This is a genomic window from Arthrobacter sp. UNC362MFTsu5.1, assembly GCF_000685965.1.
Lineage (GTDB): Bacteria > Actinomycetota > Actinomycetes > Actinomycetales > Micrococcaceae > Arthrobacter.
In genome coordinates, this window is the sequence record NZ_JMLE01000007.1 from 140,923 (window position 1) to 159,931 (window position 19,009).

At 66.2% G+C, this 19,009-nt stretch carries 14 protein-coding genes; 11 read left to right on the forward strand and 3 right to left on the reverse strand.

The window, feature by feature from the left end; translation table 11 throughout:
• Window positions 1–12: 12 nt before the first annotated feature.
• Window positions 13–1,743: a flavin monoamine oxidase family protein gene (locus BS38_RS0109060; protein WP_028270510.1), complete on the reverse strand. Its 1,731-nt coding sequence runs from the start codon at window positions 1,741–1,743 to the stop codon at window positions 13–15.
• Complete coding sequence (locus tag BS38_RS0109065; protein WP_028270511.1) at window positions 1,740–3,275, reverse strand: amino acid permease; 1,536 nt, start codon at window positions 3,273–3,275, stop codon at window positions 1,740–1,742. Before BS38_RS0109065 ends, BS38_RS0109060 begins: the two co-directional genes overlap by 4 nt.
• 102 nt (window positions 3,276–3,377) lie before the next feature.
• Between BS38_RS0109065 and alr the strand changes: the two genes are divergently transcribed.
• Both alr and BS38_RS0109075 read left to right on the forward strand, forming a co-directional pair.
• Window positions 3,378–4,586, forward strand: a complete 1,209-nt coding sequence (gene alr / locus BS38_RS0109070) for an alanine racemase (protein ID WP_051628803.1) — start codon at window positions 3,378–3,380, stop codon at window positions 4,584–4,586.
• Window positions 4,576–6,267, forward strand: a complete 1,692-nt coding sequence (locus BS38_RS0109075) for a PucR family transcriptional regulator (RefSeq protein WP_028270513.1) — start codon at window positions 4,576–4,578, stop codon at window positions 6,265–6,267. Before alr ends, BS38_RS0109075 begins: the two co-directional genes overlap by 11 nt.
• On the opposite strand, the gene BS38_RS0109080 is transcribed toward BS38_RS0109075, so the two are convergent.
• The gene (locus BS38_RS0109080) at window positions 6,210–7,040 is read right to left on the reverse strand and encodes a nitrilase-related carbon-nitrogen hydrolase (protein ID WP_051628816.1); all 831 of its coding nucleotides are present in this window, start codon (window positions 7,038–7,040) and stop codon (window positions 6,210–6,212) included. The two genes, BS38_RS0109075 and BS38_RS0109080, sit on opposite strands and share 58 nt — an antisense overlap.
• A 228-nt stretch (window positions 7,041–7,268) precedes the next feature.
• Here BS38_RS0109080 and BS38_RS0109085 point away from each other — a divergent pair, with 228 nt between their 5' ends.
• From BS38_RS0109085 to BS38_RS0109125, 9 genes are all read left to right on the forward strand, one after another.
• Window positions 7,269–8,459: an ROK family transcriptional regulator gene (locus tag BS38_RS0109085; RefSeq protein WP_028270515.1), complete on the forward strand. Its 1,191-nt coding sequence runs from the start codon at window positions 7,269–7,271 to the stop codon at window positions 8,457–8,459.
• Between the two features lie 131 nt (window positions 8,460–8,590).
• Window positions 8,591–10,150, forward strand: a complete 1,560-nt coding sequence (mmsA, locus tag BS38_RS0109090; RefSeq protein WP_028270516.1) for a multiple monosaccharide ABC transporter ATP-binding protein — start codon at window positions 8,591–8,593, stop codon at window positions 10,148–10,150.
• 45 nt (window positions 10,151–10,195) lie between these two features.
• Window positions 10,196–11,467 (forward strand): multiple monosaccharide ABC transporter permease, encoded by a 1,272-nt coding sequence (mmsB, locus tag BS38_RS0109095; protein WP_028270517.1) that lies wholly within the window; start codon window positions 10,196–10,198, stop codon window positions 11,465–11,467.
• 50 nt (window positions 11,468–11,517) lie between these two features.
• Window positions 11,518–12,618: a substrate-binding domain-containing protein gene (locus tag BS38_RS0109100; protein WP_028270518.1), complete on the forward strand. Its 1,101-nt coding sequence runs from the start codon at window positions 11,518–11,520 to the stop codon at window positions 12,616–12,618.
• 220 nt (window positions 12,619–12,838) lie between these two features.
• Window positions 12,839–14,341 (forward strand): ABC transporter permease, encoded by a 1,503-nt coding sequence (locus tag BS38_RS0109105; RefSeq protein WP_028270519.1) that lies wholly within the window; start codon window positions 12,839–12,841, stop codon window positions 14,339–14,341.
• A 2-nt stretch (window positions 14,342–14,343) separates the two neighbouring features.
• On the forward strand, window positions 14,344–15,051 hold the full coding sequence (locus BS38_RS0109110) for an ABC transporter ATP-binding protein (protein ID WP_028270520.1): 708 nt from the start codon (window positions 14,344–14,346) through the stop codon (window positions 15,049–15,051).
• Window positions 15,052–15,225: 174 nt separating this feature from the next.
• On the forward strand, window positions 15,226–16,296 hold the full coding sequence (locus BS38_RS0109115) for a Gfo/Idh/MocA family protein (protein ID WP_028270521.1): 1,071 nt from the start codon (window positions 15,226–15,228) through the stop codon (window positions 16,294–16,296).
• 131 nt (window positions 16,297–16,427) lie between these two features.
• Window positions 16,428–17,399, forward strand: a complete 972-nt coding sequence (locus BS38_RS0109120; RefSeq protein WP_043438163.1) for a hypothetical protein — start codon at window positions 16,428–16,430, stop codon at window positions 17,397–17,399.
• Between the two features lie 89 nt (window positions 17,400–17,488).
• A complete protein-coding gene (locus BS38_RS0109125; RefSeq protein WP_028270523.1) occupies window positions 17,489–18,865 on the forward strand; it encodes a hypothetical protein in 1,377 nt (458 codons plus the stop codon).
• The last annotated feature ends 144 nt before the right edge of the window (window positions 18,866–19,009 follow it).

Below are 19,009 nucleotides of genomic sequence, written 5' to 3' on the forward strand. Positions count from 1 at the left end.
CCACAGGGGCGGCTAGTCCAGGCTGATCGGCCCCAGTGCGTCCAGCAGCTCGCCCGGTCCCGGGTTCCCGGCGGCTGACCGGCCGCCCAGGTGGTTCACCACGCCCCACACCGCGTTGAGGCCGGTGGTGACGGCGCCCTCGGCCCAGCCGGCCGTGAAGGATACGTCGTCGCCGGCCAGGAAGATCCCGCGCTGGGCTTCCGGCAGCTTGTCCTGTTTGAAGTGCGTGAACAGCCGCTGCTGGTAGCGGTAGTGCCCGGGCAGGTTCGCCTTGAAGGCGCCCATGAAGTTGGGGTCCGCTTCCCAGGAGACGGTGATGGGCTGGCCGATGATGTGGCTGGCAATGTCCACCCCCGGGTAGATCTGCTCCAGGGAATGCAGCATGAGCTCCACCCGCTGGTCCGCGTCGAGCGCCAGCCATTTCAGCGCGTCGTCGTTCCAGGTGTAGGACAGCAGGATGACGGCGGGCTTGTCCGGACCGTCGTCCAGCAGGTAGGTGGCGCGGTTCAACCGGTCTGTCAGGGTCATGGACAGCACATCCCTGCCCGTCTCCGGATCCGTGTCCTTCCAGAACGGGCGGTCCACCATTACGAAAGTCTTGGAGGACTGCATGTAGTGCGAGCGCTCGATCGCCGTCCACAGCTCCGCGGGGAACAGTGCCTCCTCGGTGTGGATCCGGGTGGACAGCAGCCATGACTGGCACGTGGTGACGACGGCGGGATAGCTCGCCTCCCGGCCCCAGCGTTCGCGCAGGCGCAGGTCGCCGTTGGCGTCCCGGCTGATGCGGTCCACGGCGCCCCGCGGGGAACCTGAATGCAGCGACGCCAGTGACGTCCCTTCCGGCCAGTGGGCCATGCCCGACGGCGCGTGCTGCCACAGTGCCTCGGGGAGCCGCTGCGCTCCCCCGGCAATGAGCCGGTGCTGGTCATCGGCGTCGGTATAGACGACACGGAGGATCTCGAGGATGGAGTTGGGGAAGTCTGTGTCCCAGCCGCCGGTGCCGAAGCCCACCTGCCCGAACGCCTCGCGGTGCGCGAAGCCCGCCTCCTTGAAGGACTCGCTGGCCGCGATGAAGCCGTAGAACGTCTGTTCGTCCATCAACGGCAGGAGCTCGTTCCAGATCTCCTTGATCCGGTCCGTGTCCCGCGCCCGGATGGCGTCCTGCATCTCGCTGAACCGGGCGCCGTCGTTCACTGCCGCCTTCCATGCGTCCGCCACTTCACGGAAGAACGGCGGCAGGTCCGCCGGCGTGCTCGCGTAGTGCTTCTGGCCCGCCAGTTCAATCACTGTGCTGGAGGTGACCGGGGCCAACGGGTTGGGGAAGTCCTGGGTCTGCAGGCCCAGCAGGTCCACGTAGTGGTAAAACGCCTTGCCGGACACCGGGAACCGCATGCCGCCGAGGTCCGCCACCACGCCGGGAGCTGACGGGAAGCTGGCAGTCCGGAGGCGGCCACCGATCTGGTCGGCCTCGTACAGGACCGGCCGGAGGCCCAGTTTCATCAGTTCGTAGGCCGTGACCAGGCCTGACAGGCCGGCGCCGACCACCGCCACTTGGGTACCGTACATCTCGGGCGGGACCGAGCCGAGGCCGTCCGGGTGCGCGAGATAGTGGTCGTAGCTGAACGGGAAGTCCGGGTTCAGCATGGTGATCGGGGCGTCGGCTGCCCGGTCCGCGGTGGCCGCGGCCTGGGCGCCGGGTGCCGTGGCGGGGTTGTTGGCCGGCAGTTCGGTGGCGATGGTCATGAAAGGTCTGCCTTCATCGGTTCGGGGGTGGACAGTGGTGAAGTTTCGCGCCCGCTCAGTTCACGGTATTCCTCGTGGCCCAGGGCCGCCACCCTGGAGTGCTTCCGGCCGTAGCCGAAGTAGGCTGCGAGGCCCACCAGCATCCAGATGCCGAAGACCGCCCAGGTGTCGGCGCCGAGGTTGGCCATGAGGTAGGCGCACATAAGCGCGCCGAGGATGGGGGTCAGCGGGAACAGCGGCACGCGGAAGGTGCGCTTGAGTTCGGGCCGGTTGCGGCGCAGGTAGATGACGGCCACGTTCACCAGGGCAAAGGCGAACAGGGTGCCGATGCTGGTGGCGTCCGCCAGGTCACCGAGCGGAACCAGCCCTGCGGTAAGCGCCACGAGGACGCCCACGATCACGGTCCCGGAAACCGGCGTGCCGGTGCGGGAAGAGACGCGGCCGAAGATCCTGGGGATGAGTCCGTCGCGGGACATGGAGAGCAGGATGCGGGTCTGGCCGTAGAGGACGGTCAGGACGATGCTGGCGATGGCCAGCACGGCGCCGACGGCGAAGACCAGGGCGATCCACGGCTGGCCTGTGGTTTCCTCGAGGATTTTCACCAGGGCGGCCTCGGTGCCGTCGAACCAGCCCCAGGGGCGGGCGCCGATGGCAGCGACAGCCACGAGGACGTAGATGGTGGTGACGATGACCATGGAGAGCATGATGGCGCGCGGCAGGTCCCGCTTGGGATTGCGCGCTTCCTCGCCGGCCGTGGAGGCGGCGTCGAAGCCGATGTAGGAGAAGAAGACCGTCGACGCCGCGGCCGAGACGCCTGCCGCGCCCATCGGCAGCAGCGGCTCGAAGTTGCCTGCGTTGAACGCCGTGAATGCGACGGCGCAGAAGAAGAGGAGGATGCCCACCTTGATCACCACGATCGCGGTGTTGATCCAGGCGCTCTCCCTGGCCCCGCGGACCAGCAGGATCGTCGCGAGGACCACGATGACCATAGCCGGGATGTTCATGATGCCGCCGTCCCCGGGCGGCTGCGAGATGGCGTCCGGCAGGACCTGCCCGAACACCGCGAGGGACTCGTTGACGTACTGGCCTGCGCCGACGGCTACTGCGGCCACCGACACCGCGTACTCCAGCACGAGGCACCAGCCGCAGATCCAGGCCATGCCTTCGCCCATCGTGGCGTAGGTGTAGGAGTAGCTGGAGCCCGCCACCGGGACCAGGCCGGCCATTTCGGCGTAGGACACGGCGGAGAGCAGGGCGGCGAGTCCGGCGATGGCGAACGAAATCCAGATGGCGGGGCCGGCCAGCGGCACTGACTCGCCAAGGATGACAAGGATGCCGGTTCCCAGCGTGGCGCCGACGCTGATCATGGTCAGCTGCAGGACCCCGAAGCTGCGGACCAGCTTGGTGCCGCCATGACCGCTGTCGGCCTCGCTGACCATCTGGCCGATCGGCTTGCGGCGCAGCAGTTGTGCAGCCAGGCCCGGACGGCGGGCAGCTGCCGGCGGCCGGCCGGTGAGTGTAGGCACAGTCATCATTGACGTCCGTTCGTGAGTAGTTAGCGGCTTTCCCCTGGTCCAGCTTAGGTTTGTGAGCCACCTCTCATCGTTGTGCAAAATGACCTATAGTCTTCTGGCATGAGACTTAATGCACACACCGATAGCATGCGGAACACGGCGCTGACCGGACAGGTCAGCGTTGACCTTTCGGCCATCGCGGACAACATCCGGACCCTCCGCCAGCGCTCGGCGGCACCCCACTTCATGGCCGTGGTGAAGGGCAACGCCTACGGCCACGGACTTGTTGACGTCGCCCGGACGGCATTGTCGGCCGGTGCGGACTGGCTGGGAACGGCGCAGCTTCATGAGGCGATTGCCCTGCGCCGGGCGGGCATCACCGCTCCGGTATTGTCCTGGCTGTACCTCGCGGCAGCCTCCAGCGAGACGATCCGGGAAGCGCTGGAGTACGACGTCGATGTGTCACTGGGCAGCGTCGCCCAGCTCGACGTCGTGGCCGGCATGGCCCGCCAGCTGGGCCGTCCCGCCGTCGTCCATCTTGAACTGGACACGGGGCTGAGCCGCGGCGGGGCACGGGCGGAGGACTGGGCGGAACTCGTCGCCGCTGCCCGGGCTGCAGAACGTGACGGCATGCTCCGCGTGCGCGGTGTCTGGACGCATCTTGCCTGGGCCGACGTTCCGGCGCACCCGGCCAACCTGGCGGCGGTGCAGGCTTTCGAAGAGGCCGTCCGCGCGGCCAGGGCGGCGGGCCTGGAACCTGCTCTCCGGCACGTCTCGAGTTCGGCCAACATCCTTGACCGGCCGGAATTCGCCTTCGATATGGTGCGTGCCGGCCTGGCGTTCTACGGGCTGGCTCCGGCCGACCACCTGGCTCCGGCCGACTACGGCCTGCGTCCCGCCCTGACGGTCACGGCGCCGGTGGTGCTGGTGAAGAAAGTGCCCGCCGGAACCGGGGTGAGCTACGAGCACCAGGCCATCACGCACGAGCCGCGGTACCTGGGGCTGATCCCGCTGGGCTACGCGGACGGCATCCCCAAGGGCATCACGGGCCGCAGCCTGATCCTCCTCGGGGGCCGCCGTGTCCCGGTAATCGGTAAGGTCTGCATGGACCAGTTCATGGTGGACCTGGGCCCGGACGCACAGGGCGTGGCCGTTGGTGACACAGCTGTGCTATTTGGCGATCCGCGCACGGGGGCCGCGAGCGCCGATGACTGGGGCGCGGCGATCGGCAGCCACGGCGACGAGATCATCAACCGGATCGCCCCGCGCCTGCCGCGCGCCTACGAGTGCCCGGACTACCAGGAAGCCGGTGCTCCCGTTGGCGCCTGAGGCAGCGGTCGAGCGGCTCGGCTTCGTCTCGCTGGAGCAGTTCCTGCAGAAGCTGCCGCCGGAGCTGAAAGTACTCCACGACGGCGGCAACGGCGCCGGGATGCTCCGCTGGGTGGAGCCGAGCGAGCTGGAGGATCCGACGCCCTACCTGCTCGACGGCGAGTTCATCCTCACTGCCGGCCTGCCGTTCCTCGGCGAGGGCGGCAGCGAGGGAAAGGTGGACGCGTATGTGCAGCGGCTGGTGGGCGCCGGGGTGGGGGCCCTGGGGTTCGGACTGGAACCGTACTTCGACGCCGTGCCGGAGACCGTGTTGGCGGCGTGCCGGCGCCACAACCTGACCCTGGTGGAGTTTCCCAGGACTGTTCCGTTCGCGGCGATCGGACTGGCTTTCTCGCAACTGCTGGAGTCGGACAACGCCAGGGTGTTCCGGCAGCTGGCGGACACCAACAGGCAGCTGATGCGGGCGGTCCTGTCGGCCAGGCCGGAGCACGAACTCCTGGCGGCCCTGGTGCAGCGGGTTCCGGTCTGGGCGCTGTTCGTCGGAGCCGACGGCAGGATCCGCGCCCGGGCCGCGGCCGATGGCGGCGGAAGCGGCAACAGCAACGGCAGCGCTGCCAGCCCGGCGGGAACCGCCGGGGCAGGGGCAAACCCGCCCGCCGCCGTCGAATTTTCCGCTTTGCAGCCGCTGCTGAAACGGCTGCTGGCCGGAAGCGGCCCCCGCGTTGAGATGGAGTCCCTCGAGGACCCGCGGCCGTCCACGGTGTTCGGCCACCCGCTCCGCAGCACCCGCGACGCCAACCTCGGCGCCCTGATCCTGGGCTCGGCCGGACCGCTCACCCCGGCACAGAACAGCGTGGTGTCCTCGGTGGTGGGGCTCCTGGAACTGCTGGTGCGGCAGCGGACCAGCGGCTCGCTGGCACCCAGCCAGCTTGCGACCGCGCTGCTGCTGCATCCGGACAGCGTGGCCTCCGGCGGCACGAAGCACATCAACGGCCTCAAGGACCTCCTGGCGCAGAGCACCTCCTCTACGCGCTCGGCACCCCTGCGGGTGGTCCAGGGCGTGAAGGCCGAACCCGGCGGCCCTGCGGGCGACAGTCCCGTCCGGGAACTCCTGCAGTGGCGCCGGATGTTCGACACCAAGCTCGTGGAGATCACCGACTACGGTTTTGCCGCCATCACCCGCCTCAAGGTCGACGAATCCCTGCTGGCCGAGGCGGAGGAACTCGGCTGGCGCCTGGTGATCGGGGATGCCACCGAGTTCCAGGCGCTCGCGTCCGCGTACCGGCGGGTGACGTCGCTACGCGCCCGGGTTCAGGCAACGGGCCGGAGCGCCCGGGTGGACGAGGTGACCTGGTCCGTGGCCGGCCTGCTTGGCCGCGAAGCCGGAACCATGCTGGCGGCACGCCTGCTGGAACCGGTCCTTGGCCAGGAGGATCCCGAGCGGCGGGCCGCCCAGCTGGCGGTGCTGCGGACGTGGCTGGGAGAGAACGGGAGCTGGGACGCCACGGCGAAGGCGCTGGGCCTGCACCGGAACAGTGTCCGCCGCCAGATCAACGCCCTGGCCGAACTCCTGGACACCGACCTCAACCAGGCCCAGGTCCGCGCGGAACTCTGGTTCGCCCTTCAGTACGTGGACGAATCTCCCCCCGCGACAGAGGCTGCGCCCTCCCAGTCCGAGTAGAGCTCCGGCCTCCGCTCCCTGAGGTACGGCACGGCTTCCCGGGCGTCGCGGGCGCTGGCGGCGGACACCTCGGCGTACAGCAGTCCAGGCGCCGGACCTGCAGCGGCCAGGAGGCTGCCGTCGGGGCCGGCGATGACGCTGCCGCCCAGGAACGCACAGCCGTCCTCCTCCCCTGCGTGGTTGGCGTAGGCCACCGTCAGCTGGCTCTCCAGCGCCCTGGCGCGCAGCAGGACCTGCGGAACGGAGTCGAATCCCTGGGACAGGGCGGTGGGGACCAGGAGCAGTTCTGCGCCGCGGACCGCGGCGGCACGCACCGCTTCGGGAAACTCGACGTCGTAGCAGATCACCATGGACGTTTTGATGCCGTGGAAGTCCACGACGGCGGGAGGTTCAGCCGCCGGGCTGAACGCCTGGCGCTCGTCCGCGCCAAACAAGTGGACCTTGGCGTAGTTCAGCAACTCGGCCCCTTCGCGGTCCACCAGCGTGGAGGTGATCTGCCACCGGCCGTCCGCGGTGACGGCGGGCAGGCTGTACACCAGGGCGATCCCGCTCTTCCGCGCGATGCCGGCCAGTGTCCGGCGGATGGCCGGAAGCCTGGCGGGATCCAATCCCGCCCGGACCCGCAGGGGCGCATACCCCACCGGAAACAGCTCCGGGGTGAGAAGCACCTCCGCCCCGGCAGCGGCGGCCGTCCGGGCCGCATCCTCAACTGCCGCGCAGTTGGCGTCCACATCCAGTACGGCGGCGTTCGCCTGCAGGAGTGCCAGCAGCACCGTTACCACCTCTATAGTCTCCGGGATGCCCGCGGGGAACGCGGGCCGCCTCTTCTTGCAGCCTCTTCCTACCAGCGTAGCGAGGGTGCAGACTGTGCCGTAGGTGCATTTCCACCCGGAAACAGGGGCTCGCAGTGCGGAACGTCCGTGCGTGCGGCGGGGGTGCTGCAATGGTGCCTTGCGTTAACTTCTTGACTACAACGGTGCAGATGGTGCACGCTTCTTTGCATGCCCTCATCACCGCGCTCAACGAGGAGCCGAACCAAGAACCCTGGTTCACAGTCCGCCCTGAGGCACTTGAACCAGCAACGGATCATCGAGTGCCTGCTGAACGGTCCGTCAACCCAGGCTGAACTCGCCCGGCAGACCGGATTGTCCACCGCCACTGTCTCCAACATCGTCAAGATCATGCAGGACGCCGGGCTGGCGTCCACGGAGCCGATCACCAGTTCCGGCCGGCGCGCACTGAACGTCCGGCTCAACAGCAACGGGGCGGTCGCCGTGGGAATCGACTTCGGGCGGCGGCACCTCCGGGTGGTCCTGGCAACCCTGAGTTACCACATCATCGCCGAGGAATCCGTATTGCTGCCGCTGGGCCACCACGCCGACGAAGGCATCCGGGCCGCCGTCGAACTCCTTGCCAAACTTCTGGCGGAAAGCGGCGTGGAACGCAGCGCCATAGTAGGGGCCGGCGTCGGAATCCCGGGCCCCATCGACCGCCGGACGGGCACTGTGGCGCAGGGTGCCATCCTTCCCGAATGGGTGGGCATCAACATCCTGCACTACCTTGAAGAGACCCTGAATTTCCCCGTGTTCATTGACAACGACGCCAACCTTGGCGCCCTGGCAGAGGTCACGTGGGGACCCCACAGCGGCATCAGCAACCTGATGTTCATGAAGATCGGTTCGGGCATTGGCGCCGGGCTGATCCTCAACGGTGCCCCGTACTACGGCAACGTGGGCATCACCGGCGAAATCGGCCACGCCACCATCCACGAGCACGGCCTCATCTGCCGCTGCGGGAACCGGGGGTGCCTGGAAACCATTGCCTCCACAACCACCATGATCGAGCTCCTCAGCCGCGGTGAGGAAAAACCGCTCAGCGCGGAGGACATCGTCCGCAAGGCACTGGAGCGGGACTCAGCGACACTTCGTGTCATCGACGACGCCGGCCTGGCGGTGGGCAGGGCCTTGGGCAACGTGGCCAACCTCATCAACCCCGAAGTCATTGTGATGGGCGGCCCCCTGGCGGGTCTGGGAGACCTGCTCCTGGACCCCATCCGGCGGGGCCTGGTGCGCCACGCGGTGCCCGTCATCGGCGAGACCACAACACTGACAATGTCCTCGCTCGGGGACCGCGCGGAGGCCCTCGGGGCCGCCGCACTGGTCTTCCAGCATGCGGGAATCCGCCGCTCCTGAACCTATTCGTTATCTGGCCGTTGCGTTAAAGACTTGACGACAACGGCTGTGATCAAGTTTACTTTTTCATCAGACGGCCCTGCGGTTTGCAGGGCGGACAACGAAGTCATGCATTGGAGGCGTAAGGGCAAATGACGTCCCAGACCACGCAAAGCGATCCGATCCTTCTCGAGATGCGCTCCATCACCAAGGAATTCCCCGGCGTTAAAGCTTTGTCCGAGGTGAGCCTGCGGGTGAAGGCCGGCGAGATCCACGCCATCTGTGGTGAGAACGGCGCCGGCAAGTCCACCCTCATGAAGGTCCTGTCCGGTGTGTATCCGTTCGGGACCTACGACGGCGACATCGTCTACCAGAACGAAGTCCAGCAGTTCAAGGACATCCGTGCCAGCGAGCAGGCCGGCATCGTGATCATCCACCAGGAACTCGCGCTCATCCCGGAACTCTCCATCATGGAGAACATCTTCCTGGGCAACGAGCCCACCAAACGCGGCATCATCGACTGGGCCGAGGCCCGGACGCGGTCCACCGAACTGCTCGCCCGGGTGGGCCTGCGCGAGGATCCCGATACCGCCATCAAGGAAATCGGCGTCGGCAAGCAGCAGCTCGTCGAAATCGCCAAGGCGCTGAGCAAGTCGGTGAAGCTCCTGATCCTCGACGAGCCCACGGCGGCCCTGAACGAATCCGACTCCCAGCACCTGCTGGACCTCATGCTGGGCCTCAAGGGCCGCGGCATCACGTCCATCATCATTTCGCACAAGCTGAACGAGATCGAGCAGATCGCGGACTCGATCACCATCATCCGTGACGGCAAGTCCATCGAGACCCTCGACGTGAAGGCCGACGGCGTGGACGAGGACCGCATCATCAAGGGCATGGTGGGCCGCACGCTGGAGTCACGCTTCCCGGACCACGAACCGAAAATCGGCGAGGTGTTCTTCGAGGTCAAGGACTGGAACGTGGGGCATCCCCAGATCCAGGACCGCCTGGTCTGCAAGAACTCCAACTTCTTCGTCCGACGCGGCGAGATTGTCGGTTTTGCCGGGCTTATGGGCGCCGGCCGCACCGAGCTTGCCCGTTCCGTGTTCGGCCGTTCCTACGGAAGGTTCATCTCCGGCCACATCTACAAGGACGGCAAGGAGATCACCCTCCGCTCGGTGCGCCACGCGATCGACGCCGGGCTGGGCTACGTCACCGAGGACCGCAAGTCCCTGGGATTGAACCTCCTCGATGACATCAAGACCACCACGGTCGCGGCGAACCTGAAGAAAATCAGCAAGCACAACATCGTGGACCCCAACAAGGAATTCACCGTTGCGGAGCAGTACCGCAAGTCCCTGCGCACCAAGACGCCCTCAGTGGAAGAAGGCGTCGCCAAACTCTCGGGCGGCAACCAGCAGAAGGTGGTGCTCGCCAAGTGGATGTTCACCGATCCGGACCTTTTGATCCTCGACGAGCCCACCCGCGGCATCGACGTGGGCGCCAAGTACGAGATCTACGGCATCATCCAGCAGCTGGCCAACCAGGGCAAGGGAGTGATCGTGATTTCCTCCGAACTGCCTGAACTGCTGGGACTCTCGGACCGCATCTACACGATCTTCGAAGGCGCCATCACCGGCGTCCTGAACAAGGATGAAGCCAGCCAGGAAAGCCTGATGAAGCTCATGACATCCGCCCGCAAGACCGCCGCCTGACCTTCTGGATACCTCCAGAACCTTCCAGACACAAGGACCGAAACAATGAACGCGCTCAAGAAGCTATTTGGCGGCAACACCCGCCAATTCGGCATGATCTTCGCCCTGGTTGCACTGATCGTCTTTTTCCAGATTTTCACCGAGGGCCGCACGCTCACCCCGGGTAACGTCATCAACCTCTTCAACGGCAACTCCTACATTCTGATCCTGGCCATCGGCATGGTGCTGGTCATCATCGCCGGCCACATCGACCTCTCCGTGGGCTCGGTGGCAGCGTTTGTCGGCGTCACCGTGGCCCTGGCCATCCGTGACTGGGGCATCCCCTGGTACGCCGGCGTACTGCTCGGCCTGGCCCTCGGGGCGCTGATCGGGGCCTGGCAAGGGTTCTGGACCGCTTATGTCGGCATTCCCGCCTTCATCGTGACCCTCGCCGGCATGCTGCTCTTCCGCGGCTTCAACCAGTTTGTCGGCAAGTCCAACACCATCCCGGTCCCCAACGACTTCCAGTACCTCGGATCCGGCTACCTCCCCGAGGTGGGGCCGTCCACGGGATACAACAACCTCACCCTGCTGCTGGGCCTGCTGGCCGTTGCCTACGTCATCTTCAGCGAAGTCCGCTCACGCCGCCGGGCCATTGCCCTCGGCGCTGAAGTCCCCGAAGCCTGGGTGATGATCCTCAAGCTCGTCCTGATCTGCGGCGCCATCCTGTACGCCACGTACCTGTTCGCCACAGGCCGCCCGGGAACCTCCTTCCCGATCCCGGGCCTGATCCTGGCCGTCCTGGTCCTCATCTACGGATTCATTTCCTCCAAGACCATCGTCGGCCGCCACATCTACGCCGTGGGCGGCAACCGGCACGCAGCCGAACTCTCCGGTGTGCAGTCCAAGAAGGTCAACTTCCTGGTCATGATGAACATGTCCGTCCTTGCCGGGCTGGCAGGCATGATCTTCGTGGGCCGCTCCACCGCCTCCGGCCCGTTTGACGGCGTCGGCTGGGAACTGGACGCCATCGCTGCAGTCTTCATCGGCGGCGCTGCCGTCACCGGCGGCGTAGGCACGGTGATCGGCTCGATCGTTGGTGGCCTGGTGATGGCTGTCCTGAACAATGGCCTGCAGCTCCTGGGCGTCGGCGCGGACCTCACCCAGATCATCAAGGGCCTCGTCCTTCTCATCGCCGTCGCCTTCGACGTCTACAACAAGACCCAGGGCAAGAAATCCATCATCGGCATGATGATGAAGAACTTTGGTGGCAAGAGCACCGAGCTCCAGCCGGACGAGACGACAGCAACCAAGGACATCATCCGCAAGGAAGCCTGAGCGCTCCCCCACGATTCTCCGCACACCATCTATAGAAAGTGAACCAAGCAATGCAAATGATTGGTAAAGCAGGAAAGGCAGCAGCAATCGCTGCTATTGCGGCACTGGCGCTGACAGCCTGCGGCCGCTCCGAAACCGGCACCACAGGCGGTGGCACGGGCGGCGGCGAGGCATTCCCCAAGAACTCCTCGATCGGCGTCGCGCTCCCCCAGAAGACCAGTGAAAACTGGGTGCTGGCAGAGAAGCTGTTCAACGACGGCCTGAACGGAGCCGGTTTCAAGGCTGACGTGCAGTTCGCCAACGGCGGCGTCTCCGAGCAGCAGAACCAGATCAGCGCCATGGTCACCAAGGGTGCAAAGGTCATCATCGTAGGTGCCATCGACGGCGCCCAGCTGGGTACCCAGCTCAAGCAGGCCAAGGACTCCGGCGCCACCATCATCGCCTACGACCGCCTGCTGCTGAACACCGAGAACGTGGACTACTACGTGGCCTACGACAACTTCAAGGTGGGCGAACTCCAGGGCCAGGCGCTGCTGGACGGCATGAAGGCCAAGAAGCCTTCCGGTCCGTACAACATCGAACTGTTCGCCGGTTCCCCGGATGACGCCAACGCCAAGGTCTTCTTCGACGGCGCCATGAGTGTCCTCAAGCCGAAGATCGACGACGGCACGCTCAAGGTTGTCTCCGGCCAGACCTCGTTCGAGCAGGCTGTCACCCAGGGCTGGAAGGCAGAGAACGCCCAGCGCAGGGCTGACACCCTGCTGACCGGCAGCTACAACACCGCTTCCCTGGACGGCGTCCTGTCCCCGAACGACACCCTGGCGCGTGCGGTCCTGACGTCCGTCAAGGCCGCCGGCAAGCCGCTTCCGGTCATCACCGGCCAGGACTCCGAAGTTGAGTCCGTGAAGTCCATCATGGCCGGCGAGCAGTACTCCACCATCAACAAGGACACCCGCAAGCTCGTTGAGCACGCAATCACCATGGTCAAGGACATCCAGGCCGGCAAGACGCCTGAGATCAACGATGACAAGTCCTACAACAACACGGTCAAGACTGTTCCGGCCTACCTGCTGGATCCGGTCATCGTGACCAAGGAGAACGTCAAGACGGCCTACGTGGACGATCCGGTACTCGGCCCGATCACCAAGTAGTCCCGCGCTGAGGCGCTCCTCAGGACAGTGAAGAGCCCCGGCTCACCCGACAGGGTGGGCCGGGGCTCTTGCGTTCCCCGGGCCCCGCCCCCTGCCGCCGCCCACTGCCGCCGCCCTTCACAGCGCAAACATAGCTTCGGCCCGTTCTCCGCACAGCCACGCGCACCACTGTTGGATCAGCAGCCGGTCATTCCGTCCGGCCAGAGATTCTAGGAGTACCGTGAGCGTCCTCGCCCGAAGTATAGGCAATGCCTTCAGAAACAAGGTCCGGACCGGGGCCGTGGTGGCAGTGCTGGCCGTCGCGATCGGTCTGGCCCTGTCCATGCTGGTGGCCAACCAGGCGGTTGCCGCCAAAGTCGCTGAACTGAACGCATCCGTGGGCACCGTTTTGACCGTCAATCCGGCCGGCGGCCAGGGCTTCGAAGGCGGCGGCGAACCGCTCACGGCAGAGCAGGCCGCCACCGCGGCCACCGTACCCAACGTCACCAGCGTCGTCGGCACCAAGGCGCTGCGGCTGCGCAACGCCACGGAAACGGCAGCACAAGCCGCCGCACAGTCCGCCGCCGGAACCCAAGCAGGCGGGACCCAGGGAACCGGCCCCGGCGGAGGGCAGGGCGGACCGGGCGGCCAGAACACCACCACACTGACCACCAGCCTCACCGCCGCCGTCGATGCCGGAACGCTCGGCGGCCGCAACCAGGCAGCAGAGGGAACCACCGGCAGCACCGGCGCCACCCAGCCCGTCCGCAGCCTCCCGATCACCGCCACGGGCATCGGCGCCGAGGTGGACAGCACCGGCAAGGCCCTGTCCATCACCGAAGGCAGCGGCCTGGGCGACTACTCCGCCGAATCAACCAACGCGCTCCTGGGCACCACCCTCGCCGAGAAAAACGGGCTGAAGGTCGGCTCCACGTTCACCATCAACGACAAGACCTACACCGTGGCCGGCCTGTTCGACGCCGGCACCACGTTCGGCAACAACGCCCTCTACGTCACCCTCCCCTCCGCCCAGACCCTGGCCGCACTGCCGGGCGAGCTGTCCACCATGATCGTCACGGTAGACACCCTGGAAAACGTCGATTCCACCAAGACCGCCGTGCAGGCCGCACTCGGCACCGACAAGGCCGACGTCACCCAGGGCCAGAACCTCGAAACCGCCGTCAGCTCGCTGGACAGCGTCAAGAACATCTCGTTCATCGCGTTCGTCGCGGCACTGGGCACGGCCGGCCTGATCATCCTGCTGATCATGGTGATGCTGGTCCGCGAGCGCCGTCGTGAAATCGGTGTGCTCAAGGCGATCGGCGCTCCGAACCGCACCATCGGACTCCAGTTTGTCCTGGAGGCGCTGGTCCTGGTGGCGCTCGGCAGCGTGGTGGGTGCCGCCGTCGCTTCCTTCGCCAGCGGCGGCATCGCCTCCGCACTGATCAGCTCCAACACCAGTACGACGACGGCGGCAACCACCGGGCGCGGCATGCCCGGCGGGGCGGCCGGCTTCCCGGGCGGTGGGGCCGGCTTCCCGGGCGGTGGGGCCGGCTTCCCGGGCGGCCAGAACGGGCCGTTCGGCGGGGCATCCCAGCTCCTGACCACCGTCACCGCGAGCGCCTCTCCCGGCGTGATCGCCGCCGGCATCGCCGCAGTATTCGGCGTGGCCATCATCGGAGCCCTGGTTCCTGCACTCCTGACCGCCCGCATCCGCCCCATCGAAGTCCTCCGAGGAGAGTAACCATGATCCAAGTCAAGAATCTCGTCCGCACCTTCAAGTCCGGCGACCGCACCATCAAACCCGTCAACGACGTCAGCTTCGAACTCGAACAGGGCACGCTCGCCTCAATCGTGGGCAAGAGCGGCAGCGGCAAGAGCACCCTGCTGTCCCTGCTGGGGGCACTGGACAAGCCCACCAGCGGAGACGTTGTGGTCAACGGCGTCAGCCTGGCCAGCATGCCCGACGGCAAGCTGACCGAGTACCGGCGCCGCGACATCGGCTTCGTGTTCCAGCAGTTCAACCTGATCCCCAACCTGTCCGCCGTGGACAATGTGATGCTGCCGATGGAGTTTGCCGGGGTCCGCAAGTCAGTGCGGCTGGCCAGGGCCAAGGAGCTGCTGGAGCAGGTGCAGCTGGATCCGGAGAAGCACGTGCGCCGCATCAACCGACTGTCCGGCGGCGAGCAGCAGCGCGTCGCGATTGCCCGGGCACTGGCCAACGAACCCAAGCTGATCCTCGCCGATGAACCGACCGGAAACCTGGATGAGCAGACCGGCGAACACATCATCGAGCTACTCAGCTCGCTGAGCCGCGACCACAACACCACCATCCTGGTGGTGACCCACGACCGCCAGCTCGCCAACAAGACGGACCGCCGCTTCCGACTCCAACAGGGCCGCCTGACCGAGGAGCCCGCCCGCGCCAGGGTGGCAGCGGCCGCTACGGCGTAGCCGGGAAGCTCCCCGCGCAAGCGGGAGCTGAGCAGGGCGTATCCCAACGCTCTCTCAGCTCCTGCGGCTTTTAACCGGACGCTCTCTCACTTTCCGCACGAAATATTCGGACCCTCTCTCACTTCCTGCGGGGTTTTCCCCAACGCCCTCGCAGCCGGATGAGAGGATGGCACAATGAGCGCCCCCATCGCGAAACCGTGGCTATTCAGCCAGTCCGACCAGGATCCCCGTTCTTCCACCGGACGCACCCTGCGGTGGGGAGTAGTGGCGACAGGCAGTATCGCCCGGTCGATGGTTCAGGATCTGGCCCTTCTCGCTGATGCGGAGCTTTATGCGGTCAGCTCGAGAAGCCAGAAGTCGGCTGATGCTTTCGCGGCCGAGTACGGCTTTGCCAGGGCCTACGGGGACGACGACGGCGGGCCGGGCTACCAGCGGCTCCTCGCCGACGACTCCGTGGACGTCGTGTATGTGGCCACTCCGCACGCACAGCACTACGAAGTTGCGTTGGCCGCCCTCCAGGCGGGCAAGCATGTGCTGTGCGAAAAGGCGCTGACCATCAACGCGCGGGAAGCCGCGGAACTTGTGAACCTCGCGCGTGCGAAGAAGCTTTTCATGATGGAAGCGATGTGGAGCCGTTTCCTGCCGAGCATGCAGCGGGCTTTCGAAATCGCGGCGTCCGGGGAACTCGGGACAATTCAGTGGGTCACCGCGGATCTCGGCTTCCCGGCTGTCTACTCCCCCAGCGCTCGGCTGTGGGCACTCAAGGACGGCGGGGGCGCCCTCCTTGACCTGACGGTGTATCCCCTGCTTTGGGCCCTGGGCACCTTGGGTTTTCCGCAGACAGTCAGCGCCACCGGATCAGTGAACGACGACGGCGTGGACACCCAGAATGCGTTGACCCTGGGGTACCACCACGGCGCGCAGGCGCAGCTGACATCGTCGCTGATGGCCTACGGTCCGCGGGCAGCAACCGTCGCGGGAAGCCTGGGTTATTTGCACACCATGGGCTCAATCAACAATCCAAAGGAAATCCTGATCAGGGTCGGCATGGCGGAACCGCGCACCGAACACTTCGACGTTGTGGGCCGCGGTTATTCTTACGAGCTCCGTGAGGTCACCAGATGCATCCAGCAAGGACTCACGGAGAGCCCCGTCGTGCCGCTTGAGGATACGTTGAATGTCATGCGGTTGTTTGACGGTGTCCGTGCACAGCTGGGCGTGAGCTACCCGAATGATGCCCATTAACTCGGATTAGCAAGGACGGGAAATAATCAATTCGCCGGATTATTTGTCCTAAACCTCTGGACTCCCGCTCTTGGTCGTGCCTAGGCTGTAGGCAATCGTCGATTTTTCGAGGAGCCGGGGGGGTGTTGCACATGAAACATTTGTCATGGCGCGCGCTCCGACCTTTGCTCTTTGCCGGCGCAGCAGCCACAGCCTGGCTGACCCTGTCGGCCCCCGGCGCCAGCGCTGACGCGGCATCAGATCCCGCTTCATTGCTTGGGAACGTCAGCTCTTCTGCTTCCTCAGTCACCGAAGCCGCAGTCCGTCCCGTCGCAGGCGCCCTTGCCGCCGCGGCTCCATCCGTTGCTCCGGGCGCTCCGAGCGCGATCGAGCCGGGCGGTGCAGCACTTTCCGGCCAGCCAAGTACGACTGAACATGCCGGCCTTCTCAGTCCGATCACCGGCCCTGCCACCGGCACCGTGGACCAACTGATTGAAGCTGTCCCGCTGGTGAACACGGTCGTCCCGTCCGGGAGCGTCGGCACCATCACGGCACCGGTTGTCGAGGCGGCCAACGGAATCGTCGTCGAAATAGTCCAGCAGGTAGTGCCTGCAGCCAGCGACGCCCTTCCCGCCCTTGACGCGGCAGTGGACCCGGTTGGTGAGCTGCTGACGGGTGTTGAGTTGCTTCCGGATAACGGTGCCGCGCTGCTCCCGGCTGTTCCTGCTGCGTCTGCTTGGGAGGGTGGGACCGCCGGCGATGTCACACCATCTTTGGTGGTGCCCGTAAGCGCAGGACCTGAAAGTTCCCGCGAACTCTCCGCCGACCCAGCAAAATCAGCGGTAGTGTCCGCCTCTAAAGATTCCCGGACGCTGCCAACTCCTCATGCCGGGAGCCTCGAAGCACCCCTCCCCGCCGACGAAACACCGTACCCCGCTGCGTTGCCGGCTGTTCCGGGGTCCGGGTCGGGGAGCAGCCAGTCTTCAGGCAGCGGAGCCGGCGGCGCCGCCTGGCTTTCCGACTTTCACATGGATGTTCCGCTGAACCAAGCAGTCCCGGTCAGCGGCCACCCGCAGACTTCGCCCGCGCCGGTGTCTTTCGACCCCGGTTCATCTCCTGACTAGTTAGGCCCCTCCCTGCGCGCGCCCTGCGCAGAAAACGGCCATTCGGGCTGCCATCGGCGCCTGACAAACAACTTTCAGGAGATTTCACCATGCACGCAAATATCCGCAGAGGGCTGCTCAGCACCCTCTTTGCCGGCGGGCTCTTAGCCCTCGGCTCCACCGCTGCAAGTGCAGCGGATACAACGAGCGGTTCCGACGGTCTCGCCTCCGGAACCCAGGTCGTCGCACCGGTGACCGCACCCGTCACGGTAGGAACGACGTCGTTGGGCCTGCTGGGTGACTCAACGGCAACCACCGATAACACCGGGACCACAACCGCGCCGGCGGGATCAAGCACCACCCCCGCCACCACCAGCGGTTCCGACGGTCTCGCCTCCGGAACCCAGGTCGTCGCACCGGTGACCGCACCCGTCGCGGTAGGAACGACGTCGTTGGGCCTGCTGGGTGACTCAACGGCCACCACCGAAAACACCGGGGGAACCGCACCGGCTGGCACCAACACGAGCGGTTCAACCACCAGCGGTTCCGACGGTCTCGCCTCCGGAACGCAGGTCATCGCACCGGTGGCCGCACCCGCCACGGTAGGAACGACGTCGTTGGGCCTGCTGGGTGACTCAACGGCCACCACCGAAAACACCGGGGGAACCGCACCGGCTGGCACCAACACGAGCGGTTCAACCACCAGCGGTTCCGACGGTCTCGCTTCCGGAACCCAGGTCGTCGCACCTGTCACCTTCCCGATCACGGTAGGAACGACGTCGTTGGGCCTGCTGGGTGGCTCAACGGCAACCACCGAAAACACCGGCACCACCAGCGCACCGGCTGGAACAAGCACCACCCCCGCCACCACCAGCGGTTCAACCACCAACGGTTCCGACGGTCTCGCCTCCGGAACCCAGGTCATCGCACCGGTGACCGCACCCGTCACGGTAGGAACGACGTCGTTGGGCCTGCTGGGTGACTCAACGGCCACCGACACCACCACCACCGGGGGCACCTCACCGGCAGGAACCGGCACCACCGGTTCAACCACCAGCGGTTCCGAGGGTCTCGCCTCCGGAACCCAGGTCGTCGCACCGGTGACCGCACCGATCACGGTTGGCGGCGCGTCGGTTGGAATCGGCGGGGACTCGTCGTCCACGGTCGTTCCTCCGGTAGTGGCTCCCCCGGTGGTTAATCCGCCTGTTGTTACGCCTCCGGTGGCCACGCCCCCGTTGGTGTTCGGTCCGGCAATCGCCCCTCCGGCGGCCGCTGCTGAAGGTCCGTCACCGCTGGAACTGCCCGGCACGAATGTGGCACCGGCGGCCGCCTCAGTCACTGCGTTGGCAGCCTCGGGTCCCGCCAACAAAGGGGCCAGCCTTCTCGCCAACACGGGAGCCAACCTTGACCTGGTAACCGTGGCCCTTCTGCTTTTCACCGGCGGCATGACCATCATGCTGGCACTGACCCGGCGGAGGACGGCCTAAGCTGCCGGCGGGCAGGGTGTGGCCATCACCGCCGCCCTGCCCGCCACGTCAGCTGGGCCCCTGGACTGGCCTGGCGCGGGAGGCCGCTCAGGGCCTTCCGCGCCGGACCTCCGGCAGCTCCACTTTCGATTGCGGAGGTCAACT